This is a genomic window from Synechocystis sp. PCC 6714, assembly GCF_000478825.2.
GTDB lineage: Bacteria > Cyanobacteriota > Cyanobacteriia > Cyanobacteriales > Microcystaceae > Synechocystis.
In genome coordinates this window covers 971,472-997,291 of sequence record NZ_CP007542.1, presented here as the reverse complement: position 1 = coordinate 997,291, position 25,820 = coordinate 971,472, and the positions used below count along the sequence as shown (strand labels likewise).

Sequence of the window (25,820 nt, the reverse complement as noted above, 5' to 3'; positions counted from 1 at the left end):
AATTAAGACAGTTTTAACGCAAGTTCTTTAGGGAGATGGGTAGGAAGAACAAATATCAGCCAAAATCGACGGAGGCACAAGATGATCCACACTACCACCGAACTTGGCAATTTCTTTGACAATACTACTACTTAAAAAGCTATATTCCTTGGCAGTGGCCAAAAATACGGTTTCTACACCGTCCCAAAGGGTTTGGTTGGTATGGGCCATTTGCAGTTCCTTTTCAAAGTCCGACAACACCCGTAAACCCCGCAGTAGCACCGTTGCCTGTTTTTGCTTAGCGTAGTCCACCGTCAGCCCATTAAAACTGTCCACCGTCACATTGGCCAGATGTTGGGTGCAGTGGCGGATCTGCTCTAATCGCTTTTCCACCGAAAAAAGGGGTTGCTTACTGGGATTACACAGCACTGCCACAATGATTTGCTCGAACAAACCACTACCCCGCTCAATAATGTCCAAATGGCCAAGGGTGATGGGGTCAAAACTACCGGGATAAATGGCGATCACAGAATGAATTTAGGGTGATATTAACAAGAATGGCCAATAAAGCTGGGGACACGAAGCCCTGCAAATTGGCTTCATTGTTGATCCTAGCCGGTCAATGTGCAACTCCCCGCCCCGACAAAATCCCATAGCCATACCCATAGCCATAACGGTTATAACCATGAACTACTCTTGCCCGCTAAAGCTAGGAAGCAAGTTCCTACCTAAAGAACTACTTTCTATTCCAGAATATAGGACTCGCTGTTTTCTGGCGATCGGCAAACTCCCCAGTTTCCCGGGTCAAAACCACGATGGCCAAAATATTTTGATATGTATCTAGCTTAGTTTTTTCTATCCTTTGCTGTATTACAAAGAATCACAGTATCAATGGTTGAATCTAGGGCCCAAGGCACATTCCCCACCCACTTGTCCCAGTAAACCTGCGGGTGAAGAAGGGGACTCCCCGCTACATGTTTTGTTAACATATAGAGACAAACTAGTTTGATCAATTACCAATATTTACTTTTCTTGACGGTTTGAATTTGTGAATTGAACTTTATTCCCTTGCCTGTGGGCCTGGGTCCTTAGGGGATGGGGTAAACAGAAACAGACGGTCAAAGCAAAGCTATCAAAATTTTCAGGTTTGCCCTTAATGTCATGACCACCAGAGGGATCAGCCGCGGTTTTGGTTGCTTTTGTCATTGTGTTTTTATCAGTGATTGATCTTTTGTTGTTGGTCGTTACAACAATGATCTTGGATCTTGCCTCCGCCTACTCCCCGCCAAGTTGAACCATGAACCCTAACCGATCCCTAGAAGATTTTCTCCGTAATGTCATCAATAAGTTTCACCGGGCTTTGACTTTGCGGGAAACCCTCCAGGTAATTGTGGAAGAGGCCCGCATCTTTTTGGAAGTGGACAGAGTAAAAGTTTATAAGTTTGCTGCCGACGGCAGTGGGGAAGTTTTGGCCGAAGCGGTGGACAGGACATCTTTACCATCTTTGTTGGGTTTGCATTTTCCTGCGGATGATATCCCTCCCCACGCCAGGGAAGAGTTGGGCAAGCAAAAAAAGATGATTGCGGTGGATGTGGCCCACCGTCGTAAAAAATCCCATGACTTATCTGGCCGTGTCAGCTCCATGGGCCAGGGTAATGGGCATTATATGGCGGTGGACAGTTGCCATATTCAATATCTCCTTGCCATGGGGGTGTTATCTTCGCTGACGGTGCCCGTAATGCAGGATCAGCAACTCTGGGGCATTATGGCAGTACACCACAGCAAACCCCGGCGATTCACAGAACAGGAATGGGAAACCATGGCCCTCCTGAGCAAGGAAGTGTCGTTGGCCATTACCCAGTCCCAGTTGAGTCAACAGGTACATCAGCAACAGGTACAAGAAGCCTTGGTTCAACGGCTGGAAAGAACCGTAGCCCAGTATGGCGATCGTCCGGAAACCTGGCAGTATGCATTGGAAATAGTAGGGCAAGCCATGGAAGCGGATGGGGGGGTGCTCTACATTGCCCCCGATCTGACCGGATCTGCGGCCCAACACTACCAATGGAATCTCAACTTTGACTGGGGAGATTGGCTCGAAATGGCCCTCTGGCAAGAGCTGATGCGGGGGAAACCAAACCCAACTAGTACCCTAGCTTCTGTACAGTCCTCCTGGGAAAAACCTAAACCTTTTACCGGCGTTAAGCCTCTGCCCCCCGCCAATTGTGTGCCCCAGGTTTATACCCTAAGCGAATTAGAACAAAGGGGTGACTGGGTTGCCCTAGAAGAACCCTTGAAAGCGCAAAATTTCAAATCTTTTTTAATGGTTCCCTTGGCGGCGGATCAGCAATGGGTGGGGGGATTGATTCTGCTCCGCAAAGAGCAATCCTTAGTCAAGCATTGGGCAGGTAAGCGGATTGTTGACCGCAGAAATATGCTGCCTCGTCTTTCCTTTGAAGCTTGGGAAGAAACTCAAAAATTGGTGCCCACCTGGAGTTCTGCGGAAAGAAAATTGGCCCAGGTTGCCAGCACCCAACTTTATATGGCTATTACCCAACAGTTTGTGACTAGACTCATCACCCAACAAACGGCCTACGACCCTCTAACTCAATTACCCAATTGGATCATTTTCAATCGTCAACTCACCCTGGCCCTACTTGATGCCCTCTACGAAGGCAAAATGGTGGGGGTTTTGGTTATTGCCATGGATAGATTCAAACGCATTAATGAAAGCTTTGGTCATAAAACTGGCGATGGTCTGTTGCAGGAAGTAGCCGATCGCCTCAATCAAAAATTGCTCCCCCTGGCGGCCTACAATCCCCTCCTGTCCCGTTGGCATGGGGATGGCTTCACTATTTTGCTGACTAAAATCAGTGACAATCAGGAAATGATTCCCCTGTGCGAAAGACTGTTGGGCACCTTTCAAGAACCCTTTTTCCTCCAGGGCCAACCCATTTATCTCACCGCCAGTATGGGCATTAGCACCGCCCCCTACGATGGGGAAACTGCGGAATCTTTGCTGAAGTTTGCGGAAATTGCCCTTACTAGGGCCAAATGTCAGGGCAAAAACACTTACCAGTTTTATCGTCCCCAGGATTCCGCCCCCATGCTTGATCGCCTGACTTTGGAATCAGACCTGCGGCAGGCTTTAACTAACGAAGAGTTTGTACTCTACTTCCAACCCCAAGTGGCTCTGGATACAGGGAAATTAGTAGGAGTAGAAGCCTTGGTTCGTTGGCAACATCCCCGACTGGGGCAGGTGGCCCCCGATGTGTTTATTCCCCTAGCGGAGGAGTTGGGGCTGATTAACCATTTGGGGCAATGGGTGCTGGAAACGGCCTGTACAACCCACCAACATTTCTACCGGGAAACGGGGCGTAGGCTACGCATGGCGGTGAATATTTCGGCTCGTCAATTCCAGGATGAGAAATGGCTTAATTCCGTCCTGGCCTGTTTGAAACGCACAGCTATGCCGCCGGAGGACCTGGAACTGGAAATTACCGAAAGTTTGATGATGGAAGATATTAAGGGTACTGTCACCCTGCTCCATTGTTTGCAGGAAGAGGGGGTACAAGTGGCGATCGATGATTTTGGCACTGGCTATTCTTCCCTAAGCATTCTCAAGCAATTGCCCATTCACCGCCTGAAGATTGATAAATCCTTTGTGGATGATTTGCTCAATGAAGGGGCCGACACCGCCATTATTCAATACGTGATTGATTTGGCCAATGGTTTAAACCTGGAAATTGTCGCCGAGGGCATCGAATCGGAAGCCCAACTGCAACGTTTGCGGAAGATGGGTTGCCATCTGGGCCAGGGCTATTTCCTCACTAGACCCCTGCCGGCGGAAGCTATGATGACCTATCTTTTCTACCCGCAAATTCTCGATTTTGGCCCCACTCCACCCCCGCCCCACCCATCCCCAGCAGAAACCGAGTCGGACCAGTGTCAGGGAAATATGGACGTTGAAGATGCCCCCCTGCCCAATTCCCTCAACCGGGAAAATCCCTGGACAGAAAAACTACACGATTATGTTTTGCTCAAGGAACGGTTACAACAGCGGAATGTCAAGGAAAAATTGGTGCTGAAAATCGCTAATAAAATTCGCGCTTCCCTCAACATCAACGATATTTTGCATTCCACTGTGACCGAAGTGAGGCAATTCTTAAATACTGACCGGGTGGTGTTGTTTAAGTTCAATTCCCAGTGGTCGGGGCGGGTACAGACGGAGTCCCACAATGATTTTTGCCAGTCAATTATCAATCAGGAAATTGACGACCCCTGTTTTAAGGGTCATTATCTGCGGCTTTATCGGGAAGGGAGGGTGCGGGCCATTTCTGACATCGAAATGGCTGATTTGGCCGAGTGCCATAGGGAGTTACTACGTCATTACCAAGTCAAGGCTAATTTAGTGGTGCCGGTGGTTTTCAATGAAAATCTTTGGGGTTTGCTCATTGCCCACGAGTGTAAAAGTCCCCGTTATTGGCAAGAGGATGACCTGCAATTGTTGATGGAATTGGCCACCCAAGTGGCGATCGCCATTCACCAGGGAGAACTGTATGAGCAGTTGGAAGCCAGCAACATCCGATTACAGCAAATTTCTTCTTTGGATGCCCTCACCCAAGTGGGTAACCGTTACCTGTTTGATTCCACTTTGGAAAGGGAATGGCAAAGATTACAACGGGGCTCCGAACCATTGGCTTTGCTCCTCTGTGATGTGGATTTTTTCAAAGGTTTTAATGATAATTACGGTCACCCCGCTGGCGATCGATGTCTGAAGGAAATTGCCAATGCCATGGCAAAAGTGGCCAAAAGACCGACCGACCTAGTGGCCCGCTACGGGGGAGAAGAATTTGCCGTTATCCTCTCCCAAACAGATCTAGAAGGAGCAATCCATGTCACCAAGGCACTCCAGGCCGGAGTTGCTAACCTAGCGGTTCCCCATAGTGAGTCAGACACCGGCTACGTCACCCTCAGCATCGGCATTGCCGTCTGTGTTCCCGATCGCCACATCAACCCCAACGCTCTGGTCAAAGCGGCGGATTTGGCGCTGTATGAAGCCAAAGCAAAAGGTCGAAACCAATGGCGGGCCTATGAAGGGGTCCAGTTACCCGATGTTGATGGGGAAGCTTAGCCCGATTACCTAACAATTGAGTAGTTTGAAGATTGATATCCTCCCCTTATTTTCCGATCAATCAAACAATAAAATTAATCCCTTCCCCTTGGGCCGCTTGCCAACTGCGGGCATCGTAATAAAGGTCAGCCAAAGTAATTGAATAGAGCGCTTTGACAAATTTTTGGTGTAATTGTCGCCACACACTCAGGGTGACCCAATCCTCCGCTAAACTTTTGGCGTCGCCATATTGGGGAAATGGTTCCAAGCTTTCTCCTAGGGCCGCTAATATTTGCCCCAGGGAAATTTGATCCGGGGTATGGGCCAATTGATAACCTCCACTTACCCCCCGATAGGCGTTCACTATGCCAGCCCGCCGTAGGATAATCAAAAGTTTTTCCAAATAAGGCCCAGGGATATTCTGTCGCTCGGCGATCGCCTTCACCGAAGCGGGACCATAGTCTGGTTGTAAGGCTAAATCCAGCAAGGCTTTAACACTGTAATGGCTTTTTGTTGTCAACTTCATTCCTTCAGTATAAAAGCCATCCTTGTCCATCAACTACCCCATAAAATTAACTATTTCCCTAAACAAACTAGATAATTATTGCTAGAAACGTGTAATATAAGCAGGGTAGCAAGGAGAAAAAGAGTCAATTATTCCCTCGACTAGCCCCACCTTGCTTGTCAATCCTGATCAATCTCAATCACTAAAAACTTTAATGGCTAAATCAAACGGAACCAAGCCTTTAACTGGCGAAGCATTGCTCGAGAAAGTTAAAGAATTAGGGGATCTGCCCAAAGAAGAGAAAGCTAAAATCTGCGGTTATGTAACTTCCACCAAAAAAGGCCTACCCCGGGTCAATATGATGAAGTTCTACAACGCCCTAATGGATGCCCAAGGAATTGATTTAGATAGTTCTTCCTCTGGCCAAGGTCGGGGTGGTCGTTCTGCCAGTTACCGCATTAGTGTGCAGTCCAACGGTAATCTTCTCATCGGGGCAGCTTACACCAAAAAAATGAGCCTCAACGTGGGGGATGAATTTGAAATTACCCTCGGTCGCAAACACATTCATCTCAAGCAGGTGGGTGCCGACGACGACGAAGAGTAAGGTTAATTTACTATGGTCAATGGGGGATAAAATTTAGGGAGAACATCTTCCTACAATTCCCCATTAATTTGCAGGATTTTGCTGGGGCCAGAAATAAAAATTATTGCCCCCGGCCCTTTGGTAATAGGAAGGTTGAGCCCTTTTCGCCCAGTTAACTTCCTCTACCATGGAAATTATTTTTAAAGTGCAACGACAACTAACTGATGGCGATCGCCATTGGCAAAATTACTCTTTGGATGTTGATCCCCAAGCCACCATCCTAGATTGTTTAAATCAGATCAAATGGCAACAGGATGGCAGCCTAGCTTTCCGCAAAAATTGTCGCAATGCTATCTGTGGTAGCTGTGCCATACGGGTCAATGATCGCCCGGTCTTGGCCTGCAAAGAAAGTATTGAAAGCTCGGGCCAGTGGCTCGCCAATAGTAACCGAGAAAATATCGGAGTTTTCACCATTAGTCCCCTGGGCAATTTGCCCGTCATCAAGGATTTGGTGGTGAATATGGAAAAGTTTTTTGCTGGTTTAGATGCGGTTTACCCCTATCTAATTAATAAGCACCAAAGGGAAAAAGGAGCAGAATTTTCCCAATCCCCAGAGCAAAGGGCCGCCCTCGACGATGTGAGCAATTGTGTTCTTTGTGGAGTTTGCTATTCGGACTGTGACGCAAAGAAGAAAAACGAAAATTTTGTCGGTCCCCACGCCCTAGCCAAAGCCCATCGTTTAATTTTAGATAATCGTGACATAGCCACCAAAGCCCGCCTTGAGGCCCTGGGCAAAGATAAACAGGGGGTATGGGGGTGCAACAACTGTCGCATGTGTAGTGATTCTTGCCCCACCGGGGTGGCTCCTCTGTCGCAAATTGAAGCTTTAAAAATTCGCTTGTTTGACCTGATGGATCCCCTTTAAATTTCTAGATTTATAGTCAATCAAAGTAAGATTGAGATTACTAAGGTCTTTACCAAAGAAGCTTTTAGCTCTGGTTGGTGTCTTACTTTCAATTAAGTCAACTATAAGTCCACCCAACCCACTACTCAGAGATTAGTTCTGGGGTTTCTGCCATTGTCAAATTACCTTCACTGTGGAGCACAAAGGGCAACCGGGCCCCAGCTAAACCTTTTTGGATGTGGTTGGGGGTTTGCTCAAAAATAATAAAAAGGGGACAAATTTCCTCCGCCCCTTCACTAAACATGTGTTTTTCCTGGGGGGGCATTAACCATTCATAATCCTGGTCGAGATAAATTTGACTCCGACGCCAACGACTGAGTAGGTCAGAAAAATTCTCTTCTGGGCGGTGGATAAAGACCAAAATTTCCGGACCTAATTTCACCTGCCATTCCGGGTCACACATCAAAATCGCCAGGTCACAGGGAATTACCTTGGCCAGGGGCGTGGTTTGCCGTCCGCCTTGGTCGGTATCGTTGAGGGGAAGATGGCGCAAACGGACAATGGGCAAGGGTATGGTGATAATACTTTGTTCTGGCCGCCGTAAACTGGGTAGTTTTTCCAGGTAGGGTCGGTGTTGCCGCAGTAGGGCGATCGCCCCTTCCCGGTCAGTGAAATTCGCTAACAAGGCATCGTAATCGTTTTTTTTGCCGGACACCGAATCAACACCTCCTGGTTGGGAATCTCGTTTTTCCCATTTTAACGCTGGCTAGTTCTTCCCTTGTTCGGTAAAAGGGAAAGCTCTTTTTTGCCTAGCTTTGCAATGGTCACAGTGGCAACAGCAATAACGCAAAAGTTTCATTAAGCCAAGCTCTATTTTTGGTTTGTTTTTAGATAGCTGGGTTACCATGGCCGGAAACTGCGTTGGAGCAACAAAACCGTGTCTGACCACACTGCCCAGATCCATGACCTCTGCCAAGCATTGGAAAATCTAGACCAAGCGGAAACTGTACAGGGAGCAGAATACCGGGAACAGGCCCAGGCTTTCTTGGCCAATTCCTCCGTGGCCCTACGGTTTAAAACGGCGATCGCCGACCTACTAATGCAAGGTAATCAACGTTTTGTACTCAAAACTGTCCAGGGGGAAGATAGCTATTAATTTTGTCTAATTTGGGAGCAATAAAAAACCATCTGGCATGGAAACCAAATGGTTGAAGCACACTAGGCCTGGGGTTTAGCTGGAAAGCTCGCCCTATTTGTTTTGGGGAGATAGTCCTGGACAACCAGCTCCCCGTAGCAAGCTTAGGTCAAGCTAAACAAAATGACAAAACCTAAGACCGCCCCAAAGACAATCAGGGCATAGAATTGGGCCCGACCATTTTCCAGATATTTCAAACCTTCCCCACTCACTAGGGTTACTAAACCAGTGAGGTTAACTGCCCCGTCAATGACTTTGTAGTCCACCTCCATGATTTGCCGGGCTACCCGACGGGAACCTTGGACAAATAGTTTGTCATAAATGTCGTCAAAGTACCATTTGTTCAAAGATAGTTGGTACAGGGCCGGGAATTTATCCGACAACACTTTGGGATCAAATTTATGTTGCCAATACATGAAGGAAGCAATGGTAATGCCAATGAGGGCAATGCCAATGGAATTTCCGGCCATGACATAAAACTCGCCCCATTCAAACTCAGTAGCGTGTTCTACCACTTCACCGGGGGCGTGGATAAAGGCTTCAAACTGGTTAGCCCAGGGCCGTCCCAACAGACCAATTAGCACCGAAGGAACGGCTAAGGCCATGAGGGGAAAGGTCATGGTCAAGGGAGACTCATGGGGTTCGGAACTATGGCTGTGGTCACCGTGGCCAGATCCATGATCCAATTCTTTCACGTTCATTGCCCCTGGGCCAAAGTTGGGAATTAAGCCGTAGAACCTTAAAACTCCATCTTTAGCTTCCTCGTCATTGCCCCGGAAACCGCCTTCAAAGGTCATGAAGTACATGCGGAACATATAAAAAGCGGTCATGCCCGCCGTGGCCCAACCCACAAACCAGAGTAGGGGATTGGCCTGGAAAGCTAAACCGAGAATTTCATCTTTCGACCAAAAGCCCGCAAAGGGGGGAATACCGCAAATGGCCAGGGTGCCAATCAGGAAACAGGCGGAGGTAATGGGCATATATTTCCTTAATCCCCCCATCACCCGCATATCCTGGGCGAGGACAGGATCGTGGCCCACCACCCCTTCCATACCGTGGATCACGGAACCGGAACAGAGGAACAACATCGCTTTGAAATAGGCGTGGGTCATCAAATGGAATAACCCAGCGGAGTAGGCCCCAATGCCCATAGCCATGACCATGTAGCCCAATTGGGAAATGGTGGAATAGGCTAAACCTTTCTTGATGTCGTTCTGGGTTAACGCAATGGTGGCCCCCAGGAAGGCAGTGAAACAACCGGTGAAGGCAATGGTGTTCATTACCACCGGAATCGGTTCAAACACTGGGTACATGCGGGCAACGAGGAATACCCCCGCCGCCACCATGGTGGCCGCATGGATCAACGCAGAAATGGGGGTGGGGCCTTCCATGGCATCCGGTAGCCAGACATGGAGAGGAAATTGGGCGGATTTGGCCACTGGTCCCAGGAAAACCAAAATGGCCAGAATGGCGGCGATCGCCCCGCTGAGGACTCCGGAGGATACTAAACCTTCTAGGCGTTCCCCAATGGTGCCAAAATCAAAACTTCCAGTGGCCCAATAGAGGCCGAGGATACCGAGCAATAGACCAAAATCTCCGACCCGGTTGGTGACAAACGCTTTTTGGCAAGCATCAGCGGCGGCCTTGCGGTCATACCAAAAACCAATCAGTAGGTAGGAACACATGCCCACCAATTCCCAGAAGATATAAACCTGCACCAAATTAGGACTAATCACCAGTCCCAGCATGGAGGAAGCAAACAAACTAAGGTAGGCATAAAAGCGCACATAACCCGGATCGTGGGCCATGTAACCATCGGTGTAGATCATCACCAACAAAGCCACGGAGGTAACAATCACCAGCATCAGAGCGCTGAGGTGATCGATCACATAACCCATTTCCAAATGGAAACTCCCCGCCGATGCCCATTCGATCATTTGGGAATAGTTGGCATGGCCTTGGATTTGATCCCAGAGCAAAGCCCCAGACATCACCAATGCAGCCCCTAAACAGGTGATGATGAAAACGGCGTTTAGTTGCCGTAGTTTATTGGTTGCTTGATTGAAAGAAATGAGGCCAATGCCAACCACCGTTGCGCCAAATAGGGGCAGGACGGGAATTAGCCAGGCTAATTGATAGAGTAGTTCCATCTTGAAACCTTGGTTAACGAAATTGCCTATATGTTACTGATACCGCGTTTATTGTTACATGGACTTACCCATAGCGTTACCTTTGCTCAGTTTCCCTGGTGGAGATAGGCCTATTGATAGAAATACAAAAATCAAGGGTCGGAATTTAGGGAATACAAATTTGGCCAATTATTTCCATACCCTAGGTTGGGACCAACTCATGGGGACGTAATTTGCTCCATTTGCCCATTTCTTCGGTAAAGCTGTCACAACCCACCACGTCCCATTCCATTTCAATGCTGTGGTCAGGGGTGCGGATATTAACGTTGATGGATGGATTAACCGGATCAAAGTCTGGGTTATCGCTCAGATGGGGTTGTTGATGTTGATGTTCCACCGCATGGTAGGTAATACAGCGGTCTACGTAATGGCAGTTCACACAAATACACATGGTAAACCTCGATTCTGGCCTATTTTTCGCTACTCTAGCTTAGACTTAGAGATTGTGCCTAAACTGCAAACTGTCCTGGGGTAACGGTTATTGATTATGCTTTGTCCTGTGAGCCACCTGGCTGATTTACGTCAACAGGTTCCCTTTGATCTGGCTCTACTTCCTCCCCAGGCCTGTTTGGTGGGCGGCGCCGTAAGGGATGCTCTGTTAGGAAGACGGCGGGAATATTTGGATTGGGATTTTGTCGTTCCCAATGGAGCCATTGAAGCTGCATCGGCGATCGCCAGTCGGTATCGAGCTGGTTTTGTGGTGTTGGATAAGGCTCGACACATTGCCAGAGTGGTATTTACCCATGGCACGGTGGATTTTGCCCAACAGGAAGGTATGAGTTTGGAACAGGATTTGGCCCGGCGAGATTTCACCGTTAACGCCATTGCCTATAATTTCCAGCAAAATAAACTAATTGACCCCATGGCGGGGGTGGGGGATTTACAACGGGGTCAACTGAAAATGGTGGCGGCGGCGAACCTGGCCGATGATCCTTTGCGGCTACTGCGGGCTTACCGTCAGGCGGCCCAGCTGCAATTTGCCCTCGATCCTGACACAAGAACAGTTTTACGGGAATTGGCTCCCCGCATTAAAACGGTGGCTGCAGAACGGGTACAGGCGGAATTTAACTATTTGCTGGGTAGTCCCCGGGGTAGTCAGTGGCTTTTGGCCGCTTGGCAAGATGGCATGTTAGCCCATTGGTTCCCCCACGCTAACCTCAGTTCCCTCAACGCCATTGGTTGCATAGATTTGGCGATCGCCGCCATCAAAAACCAGTTAACCTTGCTGGAACGTCAACAATTTTTTCAAGCATTGGGTAAAAAGGGTATTGCCATTGCTAAATTAGCCAGCTTAGTGGACGCCGATATAAAAACAGCGGAGGCGGAGCTACAAAAATTAAAATATTCCCGCCATGAATTGCGCTCTGTGCAAGCAATTTTGCAGGCCTATCCCCAGTTAAGTTGTTTAGAAGCCAGCCCCACGTTACGGCAACTATACTTTTTTTTCGCCGAATTAGGTAAATATTTACCCCACTTTGTCCTCTATGCCCTAGCTCATTCACCCCACGATTACCACAGTTTTATTTTTGAGCTGTTAACCCATTTCCTCGACCCCGGCGATCGTCTTGCCCATCCCCAACCTTTAATTACCGGTAAGGATTTAATCGAACAATTGCAGATTAAACCTAGCCCCTTGATCGGCCAACTACTGACAGAAATTCACATCGCCCACATTGAAGGCAAAATTAAGACTGGACAGGAAGCTTTAGCCTATGCCCAAGAACTGGGAAAATGTTGAAAAAGTTTTTGGCAAACGTCTGGAACATCAAGGTGACCATAGCGTTTCTATCGCAAAAGTATAGTTCGCTTTAAGAATAAGAATCTCTAAACTCCTTTGAATAAGGATTATTAGAATTTGTTAAAACAGAACTGTAAATGGGAGTTATAGTTATTTCAAATAATTTCGAGACTGCTGAAGTCTTTATTGACAAGCTTTTCGGTGAATTCGACTGCCTCAGTCTTACTAGAAATGACTATACATAGATGAGTCAGGATTTGAAACAATCCAAGCTTGTGTTTATGCCTGGTCAAAAAAAGGAAAAAAAGTTTATGGAGATAGACAAGGAAAAATGGGAGTCGGAGAAAATCTAGTGGCAGGCAGAAGGAAAGGAAAAAAGATTTGTAGATTGAAACGGCTAAGGTCTTTACCAAAGACACTTTTAGCCCTGGTCAGTATCTTACTTTGAATTAAATCAATTATACAATAGGTTAAAATTATTGTTAAAGCCGTCTTCATTAGGCGATCGCCGTAGACTATAAGGAAACAACGAAGAAAAATTTATCTGGGTTCCGGTAGTACTGTGAAAGTTAATTTCACCAAAATTAGTCAATGGGATAGCATAGTCAGTGCGACAATTCTGTTCTCATTTTCCCTCGGTCTGTCAAAAGACCCTGATTATCCCAACATATTGGAGTGAACTAATGGACATTGTTAAGATCATTTGTGCGATTCTATTGCCGCCCCTGGGGGTTTTCCTACAGGTGGGCATTGGCAAAGATTTTTGGATCAACCTACTGCTGACCATTTTTGGTTTGTATATCCTGGGTCTTGTCCATGCGATTTGGGTCATTGCCCGGGAAAATTAATTTGTATTAGCAAAAACATGGCTAGGGGATCAGCCTTGGTCTGACTGGCCATGTTTAGCCAGAGATTAATTGCCTGAAATAAAAGTAACCATGACCAAATTCTTTGTGGATCGGGGCGGAACCTTTACCGACATTGTTGCCATAACCAAAGACAAAAAGTTAGCCCAGCGATGCACTGAAGATGGACGGTTTAGCGTATTTGCTTTGCCCAGTACAGAAACGGTAATTTTATTCAAGTTATTATCAGAAAATCCTGAACTTTATGGCGATGCTGTCATCCATGGCATTCGCACCATTTTAGGTTTGGAGCCATGGCAATCTATCCCACGGGAAAAAGTAAGCCTGATAAAAATGGGCACCACCGTCGCCACCAATGCCCTATTGGAACGAAAAGGAGACCGGGTAGTGTTGGTAATGACCCAGGGATTTCGAGACGGGTTGGCGATCGCCTATCAACATCGGCCGGACATTTTTGCTCTGGAGATAAAAAAGCCCAGTTTGCTCCATTGCCAGGTAATAGAAGCGCTGGAAAGAATCGATGCCCAGGGGCGAATTTTGCAATCCCTAGACCGGGAAAAAATTAATCACGATTTACAACAGGCCTACGACCAAGGAATTCGCAGTGTGGCGATCGCCTTAATGCACAGTTATCGCTACCCGGACCATGAATTAATCGTTGCTGAAATTGCCGAAAAAATTGGCTTTACCCAAATTTCTTGTTCCTCGGAAGTTAGCCCCCTAATTAAATACATTTATCGGGGCGATACTACTGTGGTGGATGCTTACCTTTCTCCACTACTGCGGCGTTATGTTGACCAAGTACAGGGGCAATTGCCAGGGGTGACAGTACAGTTTATGCAATCCCATGGGGGCTTGGTGGATGGGAAGCATTTTCAAGGGCGGGATAGTATCCTGTCTGGCCCAGCGGGGGGCATTGTGGGCGCAGTGAAAACCTCCCAGCGGGCAGGATTAAACAACATTATTACCTTTGATATGGGGGGCACTTCCACGGATGTGGCCCACTTTAACGGTACCTATGAACGATTATGGGAAACGGAAATTGCCGGAGTGCGCCTGCGGGTACCGAGTTTAGCTATCCATACTGTGGCGGCGGGGGGCGGTTCCATTTTGCAATTTGACGGGCAAAGATATCAAGTGGGGCCCGATTCTGCGGGGGCGAACCCTGGACCGGCCTGTTACCGTCGGGGTGGGCCATTAACAGTGACCGATGCCAATGTGATGGTGGGAAGACTACAAAAAAACTATTTTCCCCCTGTGTTTGGCCCGGAGGGGAATCAACCTTTAGATATTGACATTGTTAAAGAGAAATTTAGCGATTTAGCTACTAGAATTGGCTCACTAACTCAACTTAAATCTAGCCCAGAGGAAGTGGCGGATGGTTTTCTGACGATCGCCGTGGAAAATATGGCCAATGCGATTAAAAAAATTAGCTTACAACGGGGCTATGACTTGGAAAGCTATATCCTTTGTTGCTTTGGGGGTGCAGGGGGGCAATTAGTTTGTCGGTTAGGCGATCGCCTGGGGATTAGCAAGATTTTTCTCCATCCCTACAGTGGTGTTCTATCTGCCTACGGCATGGGCTTAGCAGAACAAAGAGCCCTCAGGGCCATGACCATTGAGCAACCTTTAACGGAAGTTAATTTAGAAAATTTACTCACTAATTACCAAAGCTTAGAAGCCCAGTTAACCGTCACTTTTGCTGAGAATGAGCATAATGGCAATCAAGAAAAAAAATCTAACCAAATACCAGCTATAATCCGCCAAATTGATTTGAAATATCAAGGCACTGACACCAGTTTAAGCTTTGATTTTTGCCAAAACTTAGTTCATTTAACAACTCAATTTACCGAGCAACATCAACAACGTTATGGGTTTAGTCAACCAGGACAATCCCTCACCATTGCTGCCATTAGTGTGGAGTACATCCAAGCGTTGGATTTGCCCCTAGAGCCATGTTTACCTCCGTTAACAGCACCGGCCCAGGCCGTCGAAATGGTGAATTTTTACGGCGATCGCCAATGGCATACCATGCCTGTGTACCAACGTCACCACCTAGCCCCCCAACAGGTAATTATCGGCCCGGCAATGATTGTGGAAGGTACTGGCACCATCGTTATAGATCCTGGTTGGCAAGCTCAGTTGGGTCAAGCATCCCCAGGGCAACCTCAACCTTGTCATTTAGTGTTGGAAAAAGTAGTTAATAAGATGGAAAATGCTCTCCGTTTAATTAATGAAAAAGACGAATTTGTGGTCAACGTAAATACTGATAGTTATGGGGATAGCAATGGGAATCCAGTCGATCCAATGCGGCTAGAAATATTCAAAAATCTTTATCAATTCATTGCCGAAGAAATGGGCATTGTTTTGCAAAATACTGCTAGCTCAGTGAACATTAAAGAACGGCTAGATTTTTCCTGTGCCATTTTCGATTCCCAAGGGGATTTAGTGGCCAATGCCCCCCATATTCCTGTCCATTTAGGCTCCATGGGGGAAAGTGTTAAAGCTCTTCTGCGGGATCGCCGTCAGCAATTGGAAGCGGGGGATGTATATCTCTCCAATAATCCCTATAACGGTGGTACCCATTTACCGGATGTGACGGTTATCACCCCCTTATTTGATCTGACTGGTCAAGAAATTTTGTTTTATGTTGCTTCCCGGGGTCACCAAGCGGATTTGGGGGGAATCACCCCCGGCTCTATGCCACCCCATAGTCAAAATATTAACCAGGAAGGCATTTTATTCGACAATCAATTATTGGTAAAAGCAGGGAAATTGCAGACAGAAGCCGTTCGAGCTCATTTGCTCAACAGTCCCTATCCTGCCCGTAATGTTGAGCAAAATTTAGCTGACTTTTCTGCCCAAATTGCCGCCAATCAACGGGGAATAATGGGTTTGGAAAACATGGTGGCCCAGTATGGCTTAAACACCGTTCAGCAATATATGCTCCACGTACAAAATAATGCCGAACAAGCGGTAACCCAGGCGATCTCCGAGCTCAAATCTGGTCAATTTGTCACAGAAATGGATAACGGCATTCGCATTGCGGTGGCCATCACTGTTAATAGTTCCCAGGGTACCGCCACCATCGATTTTTCCGGCACGTCTCCCCAGGGCGATCATAATTTCAATACCCCCAAAGCGGTGGTGCAAGCGGTGGTTTTGTATGTTTTTCGCACCCTGGTGCGGGAACCCATTCCCCTCAATGCCGGTTGCCTTAAACCTTTAAAGATTATTATTCCCCCCGGTTGCCTCCTTGACCCCCAATATCCCGCCGCAGTGGTGGCCGGCAATGTGGAAACTTCCCAGGCGATCGCCGACACATTGTATGGGGCGTTGGGGTGTCTGGCCGCCAGTCAGGGCACCATGAATAACCTCACCTTTGGGAACGGACAATATCAATACTATGAAACCATCGCCGGGGGTAGTGGCGCTGGCCCTACTTTTGCCGGTTGCGACGCAGTGCAAACCCACATGACCAATTCTCGGTTGACAGATCCAGAAATTTTGGAAAGTCGTTTCCCCGTGTTGCTGGAACAATTTGCCATTCGGCCCCACAGCGGCGGTGTAGGTAAATTTTCTGGTGGTAAAGGCATTGTGCGCCAGTTTCAGTTTCTTCAGCCCCTATCGGTGGCCATTTTGTCTAATCGGCAGCGGGTAGCTCCCTTTGGGTTGGCCGGGGGAGAACCGGGGGCCGTGGGAGAAAATTGGTTACTGCGTCGTTCTGGGGATGAGTTACGGTTAGAGGGTTGTGCCCAGGTGGATGTAACCCCTGGCGATCGCCTAATTATCAAAACACCGGGGGGCGGAGGCTATGGCCATCGAGATTGAACGAAAATTTCTCGTTAAAGATGACCGCTGGCGGGATTTAGCCCAGGGTTATTTGTACCGTCAAGGTTACATTGCTACCCAGGATCTAACCACGGTCAGAATTCGCACCATTGGCGATCGGGCCTATCTCACTATTAAGGGTAAAAATAGTGGTATGGCCCGCTTGGAATTTGAATATGAAATTCCCGCAGTCGATGCCAATCAAATTTTGACGGAACTTTGTGCCCCGCCCTTAATTGAAAAATATCGTTATTGCCTCGACTATCAAGGAAAAACCTGGGAAGTGGACGAGTTTTTGGGCGATAACCAAGGGCTAATTTTGGCGGAAGTAGAATTATCCCAAGCTGATGAACAAATAAGTTTACCCCCCTGGATTGGAGAAGAAGTGACCGATGATGCCCGCTATTACAACGTTAATTTAGCCCAACATCCCCACAAAAATTGGTGACAATTTAAACGATAAACAAACATAAGATTTTTTAGGTTTCTTTTTCTTGCTTACATCCAAAGCATGGCCAACCAAATAATTTAAATAATCCATCAACTTTGCTTTTAAATCCCTGATAAGCAGTCAATAAAATTAATTTATCTTCATTAGTGGTTTCTTTATCATTTTTGATAAGACTCTCTAAATCTGGCATCTGTGTCAGATTTGAAGCAATTAGTGCTACTAGTTCAAACTCCAATCGATAACTTGATGGTTTTAATTCGCTAGAGCTTAAGCCAAGTGGCTGTCCACTCTCATCACGACATCTCCTAAGAGACTCACGAGTGGAAGTTAAGTTTGTAGAGGCTATCATGTAATAGCTTTTGACTACTTGGCACGACAAAGAATTTTTGCCTTGTTCTGAAAGTTTGACAAAGCTAGGAGTAAATTCAGACGAGCTAATGAACTGGTCAATCTTATATTTCATAAAAACGGCTATTGTAACCTTTTTATATAAATTAGGGGGTTACCCAATCTTAAAGCTAGCCATTTCATTCATCAAAGCTACTACTGTCCTGAAACCGTTAACTAAGAAAGGGCAAATTGTGAAGAAAACGCAACAAAATGAACCGTTCTGCTAATTTCTGTCTATCCTAGCTGTTATATTGCAGCCTAGTAGAAGGTGAGTTTATCGCATGACAAATCAAAATGTACCAAATTATTTGGCCCAATCCATCCTGGTAACCCTATTTTGTTGTTTACCCCTCGGTATTGTGGCCATTATTAAAGCATCGGAAGTTAATTCCCGTTTAGCTTCAGGGGACTACGAGGGAGCAGTGCGGGCCTCCAATGAAGCCAAGAAGTTCTGTTGGTGGTCTTTTGGCGCTGGCATCATTTTCATTGCTATTTATTTTGTGCTCGTTGTTATTGCCGCAATTTTTGGTCAGTGATCAAAATTAAACTTTCGTAGCTCTGTTACTATTCACCATTCATCAACGAATATCATGTTTAGCTTGAAAAACTATTCCCAATCGCCCTTGTTATCTCCGTTATCTCCTAAAGCCAAAGAATATTTAGGCTTCACTCTGGTTACCCTGGCCATTGTGGTAGCTGGCACTCTGCTTTTCCTATTCGATCCCGCCTCATCGAAATTGTTTCCCCCCAGTCCGTTTCGCAGTTTAACTGGGTTGTACTGCCCTGGCTGTGGAACATTACGGGGATTGCACCAGTTATTACATGGCAACTTAGTGGGAGCTTTTGGTTTAAATCCTTTGATGGTTATCTCCTTACCTTTTATGGTTTATTCCTACGTTGCCTATGGGTTAAGAACTATCACTGGACGAACTTTATTAGTCTGGTTTGTTCCCCCTCAACTAATCTGGTTCATCCTCCAAGCTATCTTGGCCTACTGGGTCGCCAGAAATATTCCCTTTGCTCCTTTTTCTTGGTTAGCACCATAGTCTCTAAAATCTCTAATTTCAACAGTGGGGAAATAGAAATTTTTTGTTAACGAAGCGATTTATGGGCATCGGTAACCGGTAGAACTGATGCCATTGTTATCATGTTGTTGATGGTTTTTGATTCTGGGAAAGAAAGCCCAGAATTTCTGTCAAACTTAGTGGAAGTTTCTTTTTGATTTGTTGCCAGGGTTACCATACTGAAGGGTTTAGTTTTCCCTGACTTCCCTTTTTGCCAATGGAACTGTGGAAATCAGCTCTAATTAGCCATAGTTTTTGCCAAGAATTGCTCAATGGTGTTCAACAATTGATTAGGCTGGAATGGCTTAGTGAGGTAGCCACTGGCTCCCAAAGCTTGGGCTCGGTTGCGGTGGAGGGGATTTTCTCTGGAAGTGAGCATAATCACCGTTAAGCTATGCCAAACCCGGTGGGCCCGCACCAGTTGGAGCAGACTAAAACCATCCATATTGGGCATTTCAATGTCACACAGGGCTAAATCAATGCCTTGGTTTTGCCGATTGAGTAAATCCCAAGCCTCTTTCCCGTCCCGACATTCAATCAAACGGAAACTACTCCCCAGCACCCGTTGTAACGTTCGTCGCACCGTAACAGAATCATCAATAACCAGAATGGTGGTTTGACGGCCTCCCAAACCAACCGCATCCTGAGGTAGAGTTGGCTCGCTCCGCCAGAGCACACCAAAATTGTTGGGAATTAACACGGGCACTACCTCACCGGTCCCTAGAACAGTGCAACCAGCCACATAGGAAGGAATGGGGGTAATGGCATCGAGGGCTTTCACCACCAGGGGCCGCTCGTCGACAATTTGCTCCACTGTCAGCAATGCCGGACGATCGCCGAGGTTTACCATTAAGCCAACTTTGTGGGGTAGACCGGGGGAAGGATTGAAGCCCTGGGGATAAATTTGGGGTAACACTTCATCTAAGGCACGAGCTTCCATGGTTTGGGATTGCCATTCCACCCAGCCATTTTTAATCGGGTGATCGTCCAAGGGCAAAATTCGCAACACACTTTCAGAGGGAAAAGCCAGCAACCTTTGTTGATAGCGCACCAGCAGGATGGGGACAATGTTCAGAGTCAGGGGAATACGGATGAGAAAACGACTGCCCTGGCCGGGGATGCTTTCCACTTGCAGGGTACCCCGCAGAGCTTCGATCATTTGTTTGACAATATCTAGCCCCAAACCCCGTCCCGATAGGCTGCTCACCTCCGCCGCTGTGGAAAATCCTGGCTGAAAGAGGAACTCAAGTATTTGGGCCTCCGCCATGGTTGCCAATTGATCCTGGCTTAGCCAGCCCAATTCCACTGCTTTGCGACCAATTTTTTCTGGATCAATGCCCCGGCCGTCATCACTCACCACAATTAATACTTGGTTATTGGCTGTGCTAGCGCTAAGGGTGATGGTGCCTTGGGGGGATTTACCTTGGGCTTGGCGTTCCGGCACAAATTCCAGACCGTGGTCAAAGGCGTTGCGAATTAAATGGGTTAATGGGGTCCGCAACTGATCCAAAATGGCCACCTCAATCAAGGTGCTTTCCCCTGCGATCACAAACTGTACTGGCTTTTTATGGCGATCGCCTAATTTTTCCAGGGGTTGGGCAAAGGACTGAGCTAGGCCCCGAAAGGGCACCAGGCGGGATTGGGTTAGCTCACTGTCCAATTGATGGAGGGATTGACTCATCTGGATCAGGGTTTCCTGTAAATCCCGTTCCACCAAATCCACGTCTTCCTGGATTTCCTGCACCTGCACCATCAGTTCTTGAAACCTTTGCAGAATGCCATGGACAGCGGTGTAGCTATCCATTTCCAACGCATCAAAGTCCACTAACCCCGCTATACCTAAACTGCTCTGATTATCATCATTTTGGCCACCACCACCGTTACTTGGCCTGATCTTAGTTTGGTCGCTGAAGGAAAGTTCATCGTAGAGGGATTCTACTTGCTCCCGCATGGGGATTAACTGTTGCCCCCGTTTTTTCAAATTTCGGCTGGCCTGCCGTAGCTGCTTGTCATACTCCAATAACCTTTCCTGGTTAATGAGCAACTCACTAACTGTATTACTCAGTTTATTGAGGCGATCAAGGGGAATTCGTAAAGTCTGCCTGGCACTGGGGGCCGGGGTCGCGGGAATAGGAGCAGGGGAAGATTTAGCTGGAACGACAACGGGAATTTGAACGCCGGAGACAGGGACCGTAGTTACCGGCATAACCTCTGGTAATGGTTTCGGTTCAGGTTCCGCAACAATTTCCGGTGTTGGCGGGGTCAACTCACCCGCTAAAAATTGCTTCCGTAGAGACCTCAATTCGGCGATCGCCGGGGGCATAAAACTAGGCAAATCCAAGTCCGGCTGAGTCAATGCGGTGCGAAATTCCGTAGCAGTCGCCTCCAACCAATCACAACTTAGGGCTTGGCCCAGTAAAGTACATTCCTCAAGCAAAAGATTAAAACTTTGCCGCAACTCTCCCTCAGTACCGCCCCGTTCCAGTCGCCGTTCCACCCGTTCCAAACAAGCTTCTAGCTCCACCGTCAGAGAAGTCCGCACAAATTGGGACACATCTCCTGCAACCGCTTCTTCCTGGGAAGGTTGGGGTTGACATGTTTCCAAAAACTCCCCCAGGGCCAAAGCTAGTTCCGGCGGCTCGTCCGTATCCTGCAAACGACCACTATTGGCCAACTCCACCATGGCCTGGGTTTCCTCAATGGTCATGGCAATCAAGCCCACCGCCATGGCTTTATCTTCCACCCTTCCCTGTTCCAAGGCTTCAAACAAATCCTCCAATTTGTGGCAGAGGGTTTGCAAAGGAGTTAAAGCAGACATCCCTGCTCCCCCTTTAAGGGAATGGGCTGCCCGCCCCATATCTTGAATCAGCTTTTGCCGTTGCTGGGACTGTCCGGCGGAATTCAATACCCGTTCTAAGGACTGGAAACCCACTGTCAACTGTTGCAAACATTCCGGCGCATCTTCCTCCAAAAAAGCTTGGCGGGCTTCGGCGGTAATGGCGGCGAGGGTGGCGGCATCAAACATACGTTGACCAAATTCGGGGTTAGGCGTGTTGACAAGGCATGGAGAAAAATTCCCGCCTATTCCACTTTGAATTTACCGGCGGCGGTTTGCAGATCTACCGCGGTTTTAGCAAGGGACTGGAGGGACTGGGAAACCAGTTGGGATTTATCCGACGTGGCTTTAGCGACGCTGGCTACGTTTTGTACGGTTTCCGTTACCATTTGGGATGCCAACCGTTGGGATTCTGTGTTGCGGGAGATGGAATCCAGTACCGTGTCAATTTCTTCACTAATTTGGGCCAGATTTTGCAAGGTTTCCTTGGTTTTCTGTACTAATTGAGTACCGGTGACCACCTCGTTGGTGCTTTCCTCCATCAGTTGGCTCATCTGGGAGGTTTCCTCTTGAATACTGAGAATTACCTGTTCAATTTCCTGGGCGGAGAGAGTAACCATTTCCGCCAATCGCCGGACTTCATCCGCAACAATCCGGAAACCCTGGCCATTTTCCCCTGCCCTTGCCGCTTCGATGGAGGCGTTAAAAGCCAGCAGGTTGGTTTTTTCAGAAATACCGGAAATAATCCCGACAATTTTGGAAATTTCCAGGGATGATTCCGCCAAACGTTTTGATTTTTTGGAAATTTCCGCCACCCGGCCCCGCACTTTGTAAATACTTTCCACCGTTTCGTCCATGGTGTTTTGCCCCTGTTGGGCCGCTTCGTTACCTTGTCTGGCGATCGCCGCAGCGGTTTGGGCACTTTTAGCTACGGACTCAATGGATTGGGCCATTTCTGCTACGGAAGCAGTGGCGGATTCCAGGGCCCGGGCTTGTTCTAGGGCATTGTCCGACAAACTGGTGATTTCTTGGCTATCCTCCTGGGCTTGGCCACTCACCTCCGTTGCCGTATCCACCACCTGTTTAACCAGTTTTCTTAACCCCGCCAAAGTGGCATTGAACGCATCGGCGATCGCCCCTACGGCCCCAGCTTCCACGGAACTGCGGACAGTCAAATCGCCCCGGGAAGATTCTTCAATGTCCGTCAACAAACGCACCACCCCATCTTGGAGTTCTTCTTTTAATTGCCGTTGTTTCTCCGCCTCCTGTTGCCGCTCCAGGGATGTTTCCTGTAAAGAACGGGTAGAAGCCTCCACCTGTTCCGCCATGGCGTTAAAAGTTAAAGCTAATTGTCCCACTTCATCTTTAGACTCCACCACTGCTCGTACATCGGTACTTCCCTCCCCAAGCTTCTGGGCAGTGGACTGCAAACTCTTGAGGGATTTTGTTAGGGTCTGCCCCAGCCAATAGGCAATAATCGCCGCAATAACTAAAGCTAAGACCCCCACTCCCATTTGCAGTAGTAGGGTTCTTTCCAGCAGTTGATTGAACTCTACTTCAGACGTCCCCCGCACCAAGAAGGCAAGGGGTTGACCCTGAATATTTTTGATGACTTTAACTGCGAGGGTGAGGGGTTCACCATCAATTGTGAGCCTTCCCACTACGGGCTCATCGGGATTTTCTTGGGCCTGTTTGAGCAAACTTAAATCAGGCAAAGGCACATTTTTAAGTAGTTGGGTGTTTTGGCCACTGCCGGTTTTTAAGCTTGATGTTGCCAACTGTAATGCGCCGTCGGGATCTAAATAGTAGATGGCACTGTAACCCCCATCAAAATCATCCACAGTGCCCTGCACAATTGCATCCTTACCGTTGACGATATCCCCGGCAATCAACGTACCAATATTAGCTTTCGACTGGGGATCCCTGACCGGTGTAACGGTGTAGCGGATTAAAGCGTCTTTTTGTTCTAGTTGTCCAACGTTTGGAGCCGACTCCTTCTGTAGTTCTTGTTTGCTAATGGTGGTGCTGAATTTAATTTGGCCCGGAAAACCAAGTCTCAAGGTTACAAGGTCACTGGGGTCAAATATTTGTCCATTGCGCTGGGCGTTGGCACTGGCAATAATTCTTTGGTCTTGGCCAACGAGGGTGGCGTACTCAATGTTTCTCGATTTAACTTCGTTTTGCAAAATGCCACGAACCTGATTCCTTAAATTGGCGGGGATGGGTTGCCTATTGCCGTAGAGTCGGGCCGCTTCGATGATGGCAACGTTGTCCGACTGGCCTCGAAAACCAAAACCCATCTGGTTGATTTTGATGTTGTAATTGCCCTCGGTGACAACCAACTCCGCCAGGGTCTGGTTTTTCAGTTGGAATCTGCCGGAAGAAATGGCGATCATCATCCCGGTGCCCACCACTGCAACCACAGTTAGGGCGCTGGAAACCAACAAGGCAGTGAATTGCTTGGTGGCAATGGGCAGGTTAGCCCAGCGTTTTTGCAACGTTAAGTTGGATCGTTCTTCATCTAGGGCTAAATCATCGGTGGCGGCGGCGTATTTGAGGGTGCCAGCCCAAGCCATGGCCGGGATAATGCGATTTGGATCCGCCAATTGTGCCTCAATGCCGGCGATCGCCTGGTCACAGGTGGCGTGAAAAATGCCTTCTTCATCCTGAATTTTTAAATCTTCATAGGCTTGGAGAGCATCAGTTAAAAATCCCCCCGCTTCTAGGGCACTGGCAAAACTTATTTGGGCCACTAAATCTTCGGGCCTTTCTCGCACCGTCTCCTGGAGCATGAGAATTTCTGGCGGATAAGCCTGTTTTTTCTCTTCCTCAGAGAGGGATTGGGGGATAGCGTAGTTTTCCTCCACCGCCGGTAAATTAGGCTGAATCTCCGCTAACGCCTTACTAATGGTCTCCCCGTAAATACCATCACTGTCCAACTCCTGGGCCCGATGGTAGTACTGGGCCGCCTCCTCCCAAAAACCCTCTTCCTGTAAGGCACCGGCCAGGGCAATCTGGGCAAATAGATCATCTGGAGTAGCCGTAGCCATTGCTTGGAGTTCCAGAATTTCTTGGGAAAATTGGGGTTTAGTGGAGGTGCTAACCATGAAGATTAAAAATAATTAGAAAATAATCGGGCGATGGATCAATACAGTTTCAGAATTAACGATAAAAATTAAGGCTTAGTTAAGGTAAAAACCATCAGTGCAGTAAAAGATAAATTACTCAAAGTTTTTCCTAAAAGATTAACCTCACCTAATGGTTACCTTGACGATAGCTAGGGAAATTTGAGGGAGCTACTACCCTGAAACCAAGCAAAAATCGGATCCACATCTAAAATGAGAATGGCTTCCCCGTCCCGGTTACCTTCCCATCGCAAAAAAGGCTCATTGATGGGGGTTAACTCCGCTTCAGAAAAGCTGACAATTCCCTTAAATTCCTTGGCGATAGCCGCCGCCTGGGCCGACTCCCCCACCAGTACCACGGCTTTAGTATTGCTCAAGGTACGGTAATTGAGGGGTTGAGCTGTGGTAGGGGACAATAACCGGGGCAAATCCACCACCCAAAGCAAATTCCCCCGCTGATTACTCACCCCTAGCAACTCCGGTCTTACCCCAGGAATTAGGCAAAGGGAACTGAGGGGAAAGGACAGCACCTCCCGAGTTTTGACCAGAGGAATGGCCACCGTCAGCGCCAAACCCAGATCCACCCAAAAATAATCCGTCACCATAGGCCCAAACCAACAAAATAATTGCAACTAAAGGGAAAAAGCCGTAATCTTGTCGAGTTTCTAGGAAATGTAGGGCTTAACGGTCTTCATCAGCTCAATGGGGCTATAGGGCTTGATCAAATAAGCATTTCCCCCCTGGCGCAGGGCCCAAAAGCGGTCATAGTCCTCATTTTTGGTAGAGCAAAAAACGATGGGCACATCTTCAAGGGCCAACTCACCGCGGATCTTGCGACAAAGATCATAACCACTAATATCTGGCATGACGATGTCCAACATAATTAGGTCGGGGACCGTATTTTTGTCTAACCATTCCAGGGCTTCATCGGCATTGTTACAAATGACCGTTTCCGTGCCCATGGATTTCAAAAGACCCTGAACCAACAGCTGGTCAGATTTGGTATCTTCCACGACTAAAACAGTTTTCACTGGCATCTCCCTGAACAATTGCT

At 47.7% G+C, this 25,820-nt stretch carries 20 protein-coding genes and 1 pseudogene; 11 read left to right on the top strand and 10 right to left on the bottom strand.

Annotated elements, in window-relative coordinates; genetic code table 11:
• Positions 1-27: 27 nt before the first annotated feature.
• Complete coding sequence (coaD, locus tag D082_RS04415; RefSeq protein WP_028948957.1) at positions 28-507, bottom strand: pantetheine-phosphate adenylyltransferase; 480 nt, start codon at positions 505-507, stop codon at positions 28-30.
• Positions 508-1,276: 769 nt separating this feature from the next.
• Here coaD and D082_RS04405 point away from each other — a divergent pair.
• Positions 1,277-5,110 (top strand): diguanylate cyclase domain-containing protein, encoded by a 3,834-nt coding sequence (locus D082_RS04405; RefSeq protein ID WP_028948959.1) that lies wholly within the window; start codon positions 1,277-1,279, stop codon positions 5,108-5,110.
• A gap of 61 nt (positions 5,111-5,171) precedes the next feature.
• Here D082_RS04405 and D082_RS04400 read toward each other — a convergent pair whose 3' ends face one another.
• Entirely contained in the window at positions 5,172-5,645 is a 474-nt protein-coding gene (locus D082_RS04400) for an RrF2 family transcriptional regulator (protein WP_081857608.1), read from the bottom strand.
• 163 nt (positions 5,646-5,808) lie between these two features.
• On the opposite strand from D082_RS04400, the gene D082_RS04395 reads away from it, so the two are divergent.
• Entirely contained in the window at positions 5,809-6,198 is a 390-nt protein-coding gene (locus D082_RS04395) for an AbrB family transcriptional regulator (protein WP_028948961.1), read from the top strand.
• A 166-nt stretch (positions 6,199-6,364) separates the two neighbouring features.
• Positions 6,365-7,102 carry a succinate dehydrogenase iron-sulfur subunit gene (sdhB, locus tag D082_RS04390; RefSeq protein WP_028948962.1) on the top strand — a complete coding sequence of 246 codons (738 nt, stop codon included), beginning with the start codon at positions 6,365-6,367 and terminating at the stop codon, positions 7,100-7,102.
• Positions 7,103-7,223: 121 nt separating this feature from the next.
• On the opposite strand, the gene D082_RS04385 is transcribed toward sdhB, so the two are convergent.
• Positions 7,224-7,796, bottom strand: a complete 573-nt coding sequence (locus D082_RS04385; RefSeq protein ID WP_028948963.1) for a hypothetical protein — start codon at positions 7,794-7,796, stop codon at positions 7,224-7,226.
• A gap of 222 nt (positions 7,797-8,018) precedes the next feature.
• Here D082_RS04385 and D082_RS04380 point away from each other — a divergent pair, with 222 nt between their 5' ends.
• Positions 8,019-8,237, top strand: a complete 219-nt coding sequence (locus tag D082_RS04380; protein ID WP_028948964.1) for a hypothetical protein — start codon at positions 8,019-8,021, stop codon at positions 8,235-8,237.
• A gap of 143 nt (positions 8,238-8,380) precedes the next feature.
• Here D082_RS04380 and D082_RS04375 read toward each other — a convergent pair whose 3' ends face one another.
• Positions 8,381-10,426 (bottom strand): NAD(P)H-quinone oxidoreductase subunit 5, encoded by a 2,046-nt coding sequence (locus D082_RS04375; protein ID WP_028948965.1) that lies wholly within the window; start codon positions 10,424-10,426, stop codon positions 8,381-8,383.
• Positions 10,427-10,607: 181 nt separating this feature from the next.
• Positions 10,608-10,856: a Ycf34 family protein gene (locus D082_RS04370; RefSeq protein WP_028948966.1), complete on the bottom strand. Its 249-nt coding sequence runs from the start codon at positions 10,854-10,856 to the stop codon at positions 10,608-10,610.
• Between the two features lie 96 nt (positions 10,857-10,952).
• On the opposite strand from D082_RS04370, the gene D082_RS04365 reads away from it, so the two are divergent.
• From D082_RS04365 to D082_RS04350, 5 genes and pseudogenes are all read left to right on the top strand, one after another.
• Positions 10,953-12,203, top strand: a complete 1,251-nt coding sequence (locus tag D082_RS04365; RefSeq protein WP_028948967.1) for a CCA tRNA nucleotidyltransferase — start codon at positions 10,953-10,955, stop codon at positions 12,201-12,203.
• A 235-nt stretch (positions 12,204-12,438) separates the two neighbouring features.
• Positions 12,439-12,582: pseudogene (locus tag D082_RS18240) on the top strand (IS630 family transposase); the annotation flags it as partial.
• 304 nt (positions 12,583-12,886) lie between these two features.
• Positions 12,887-13,051 carry a YqaE/Pmp3 family membrane protein gene (locus tag D082_RS17580; protein WP_038530201.1) on the top strand — a complete coding sequence of 55 codons (165 nt, stop codon included), beginning with the start codon at positions 12,887-12,889 and terminating at the stop codon, positions 13,049-13,051.
• 90 nt (positions 13,052-13,141) lie between these two features.
• Complete coding sequence (locus D082_RS04355) at positions 13,142-16,900, top strand: hydantoinase B/oxoprolinase family protein (protein ID WP_028948968.1); 3,759 nt, start codon at positions 13,142-13,144, stop codon at positions 16,898-16,900.
• Positions 16,884-17,348 carry a CYTH domain-containing protein gene (locus D082_RS04350; RefSeq protein ID WP_028948969.1) on the top strand — a complete coding sequence of 155 codons (465 nt, stop codon included), beginning with the start codon at positions 16,884-16,886 and terminating at the stop codon, positions 17,346-17,348. Before D082_RS04355 ends, D082_RS04350 begins: the two co-directional genes overlap by 17 nt.
• Positions 17,349-17,379: 31 nt before the next feature.
• On the opposite strand, the gene D082_RS04345 is transcribed toward D082_RS04350, so the two are convergent.
• Positions 17,380-17,814 (bottom strand): hypothetical protein, encoded by a 435-nt coding sequence (locus D082_RS04345; RefSeq protein ID WP_038530199.1) that lies wholly within the window; start codon positions 17,812-17,814, stop codon positions 17,380-17,382.
• 208 nt (positions 17,815-18,022) lie between these two features.
• Between D082_RS04345 and D082_RS04340 the strand changes: the two genes are divergently transcribed.
• A complete protein-coding gene (locus D082_RS04340) occupies positions 18,023-18,277 on the top strand; it encodes a CD225/dispanin family protein (protein ID WP_028948971.1) in 255 nt (84 codons plus the stop codon).
• Positions 18,278-18,331: 54 nt separating this feature from the next.
• Positions 18,332-18,787, top strand: a complete 456-nt coding sequence (locus tag D082_RS04335) for a DUF2752 domain-containing protein (protein ID WP_028948972.1) — start codon at positions 18,332-18,334, stop codon at positions 18,785-18,787.
• A 256-nt stretch (positions 18,788-19,043) separates the two neighbouring features.
• Here D082_RS04335 and D082_RS04330 read toward each other — a convergent pair whose 3' ends face one another.
• The 4 genes from D082_RS04330 to D082_RS04315 all read right to left on the bottom strand — a co-directional run bounded on the left by D082_RS04330 (position 19,044) and on the right by D082_RS04315 (position 25,797).
• Positions 19,044-21,830, bottom strand: a complete 2,787-nt coding sequence (locus D082_RS04330; protein WP_028948973.1) for a hybrid sensor histidine kinase/response regulator — start codon at positions 21,828-21,830, stop codon at positions 19,044-19,046.
• A gap of 56 nt (positions 21,831-21,886) precedes the next feature.
• Positions 21,887-24,748: a HAMP domain-containing methyl-accepting chemotaxis protein gene (locus tag D082_RS04325; protein ID WP_028948974.1), complete on the bottom strand. Its 2,862-nt coding sequence runs from the start codon at positions 24,746-24,748 to the stop codon at positions 21,887-21,889.
• Between the two features lie 170 nt (positions 24,749-24,918).
• Positions 24,919-25,371 carry a CheW domain-containing protein gene (locus D082_RS04320; RefSeq protein ID WP_028948975.1) on the bottom strand — a complete coding sequence of 151 codons (453 nt, stop codon included), beginning with the start codon at positions 25,369-25,371 and terminating at the stop codon, positions 24,919-24,921.
• A gap of 60 nt (positions 25,372-25,431) precedes the next feature.
• Positions 25,432-25,797 (bottom strand): PleD family two-component system response regulator, encoded by a 366-nt coding sequence (locus tag D082_RS04315; protein WP_028948976.1) that lies wholly within the window; start codon positions 25,795-25,797, stop codon positions 25,432-25,434.
• Positions 25,798-25,820 lie beyond the last annotated feature (23 nt).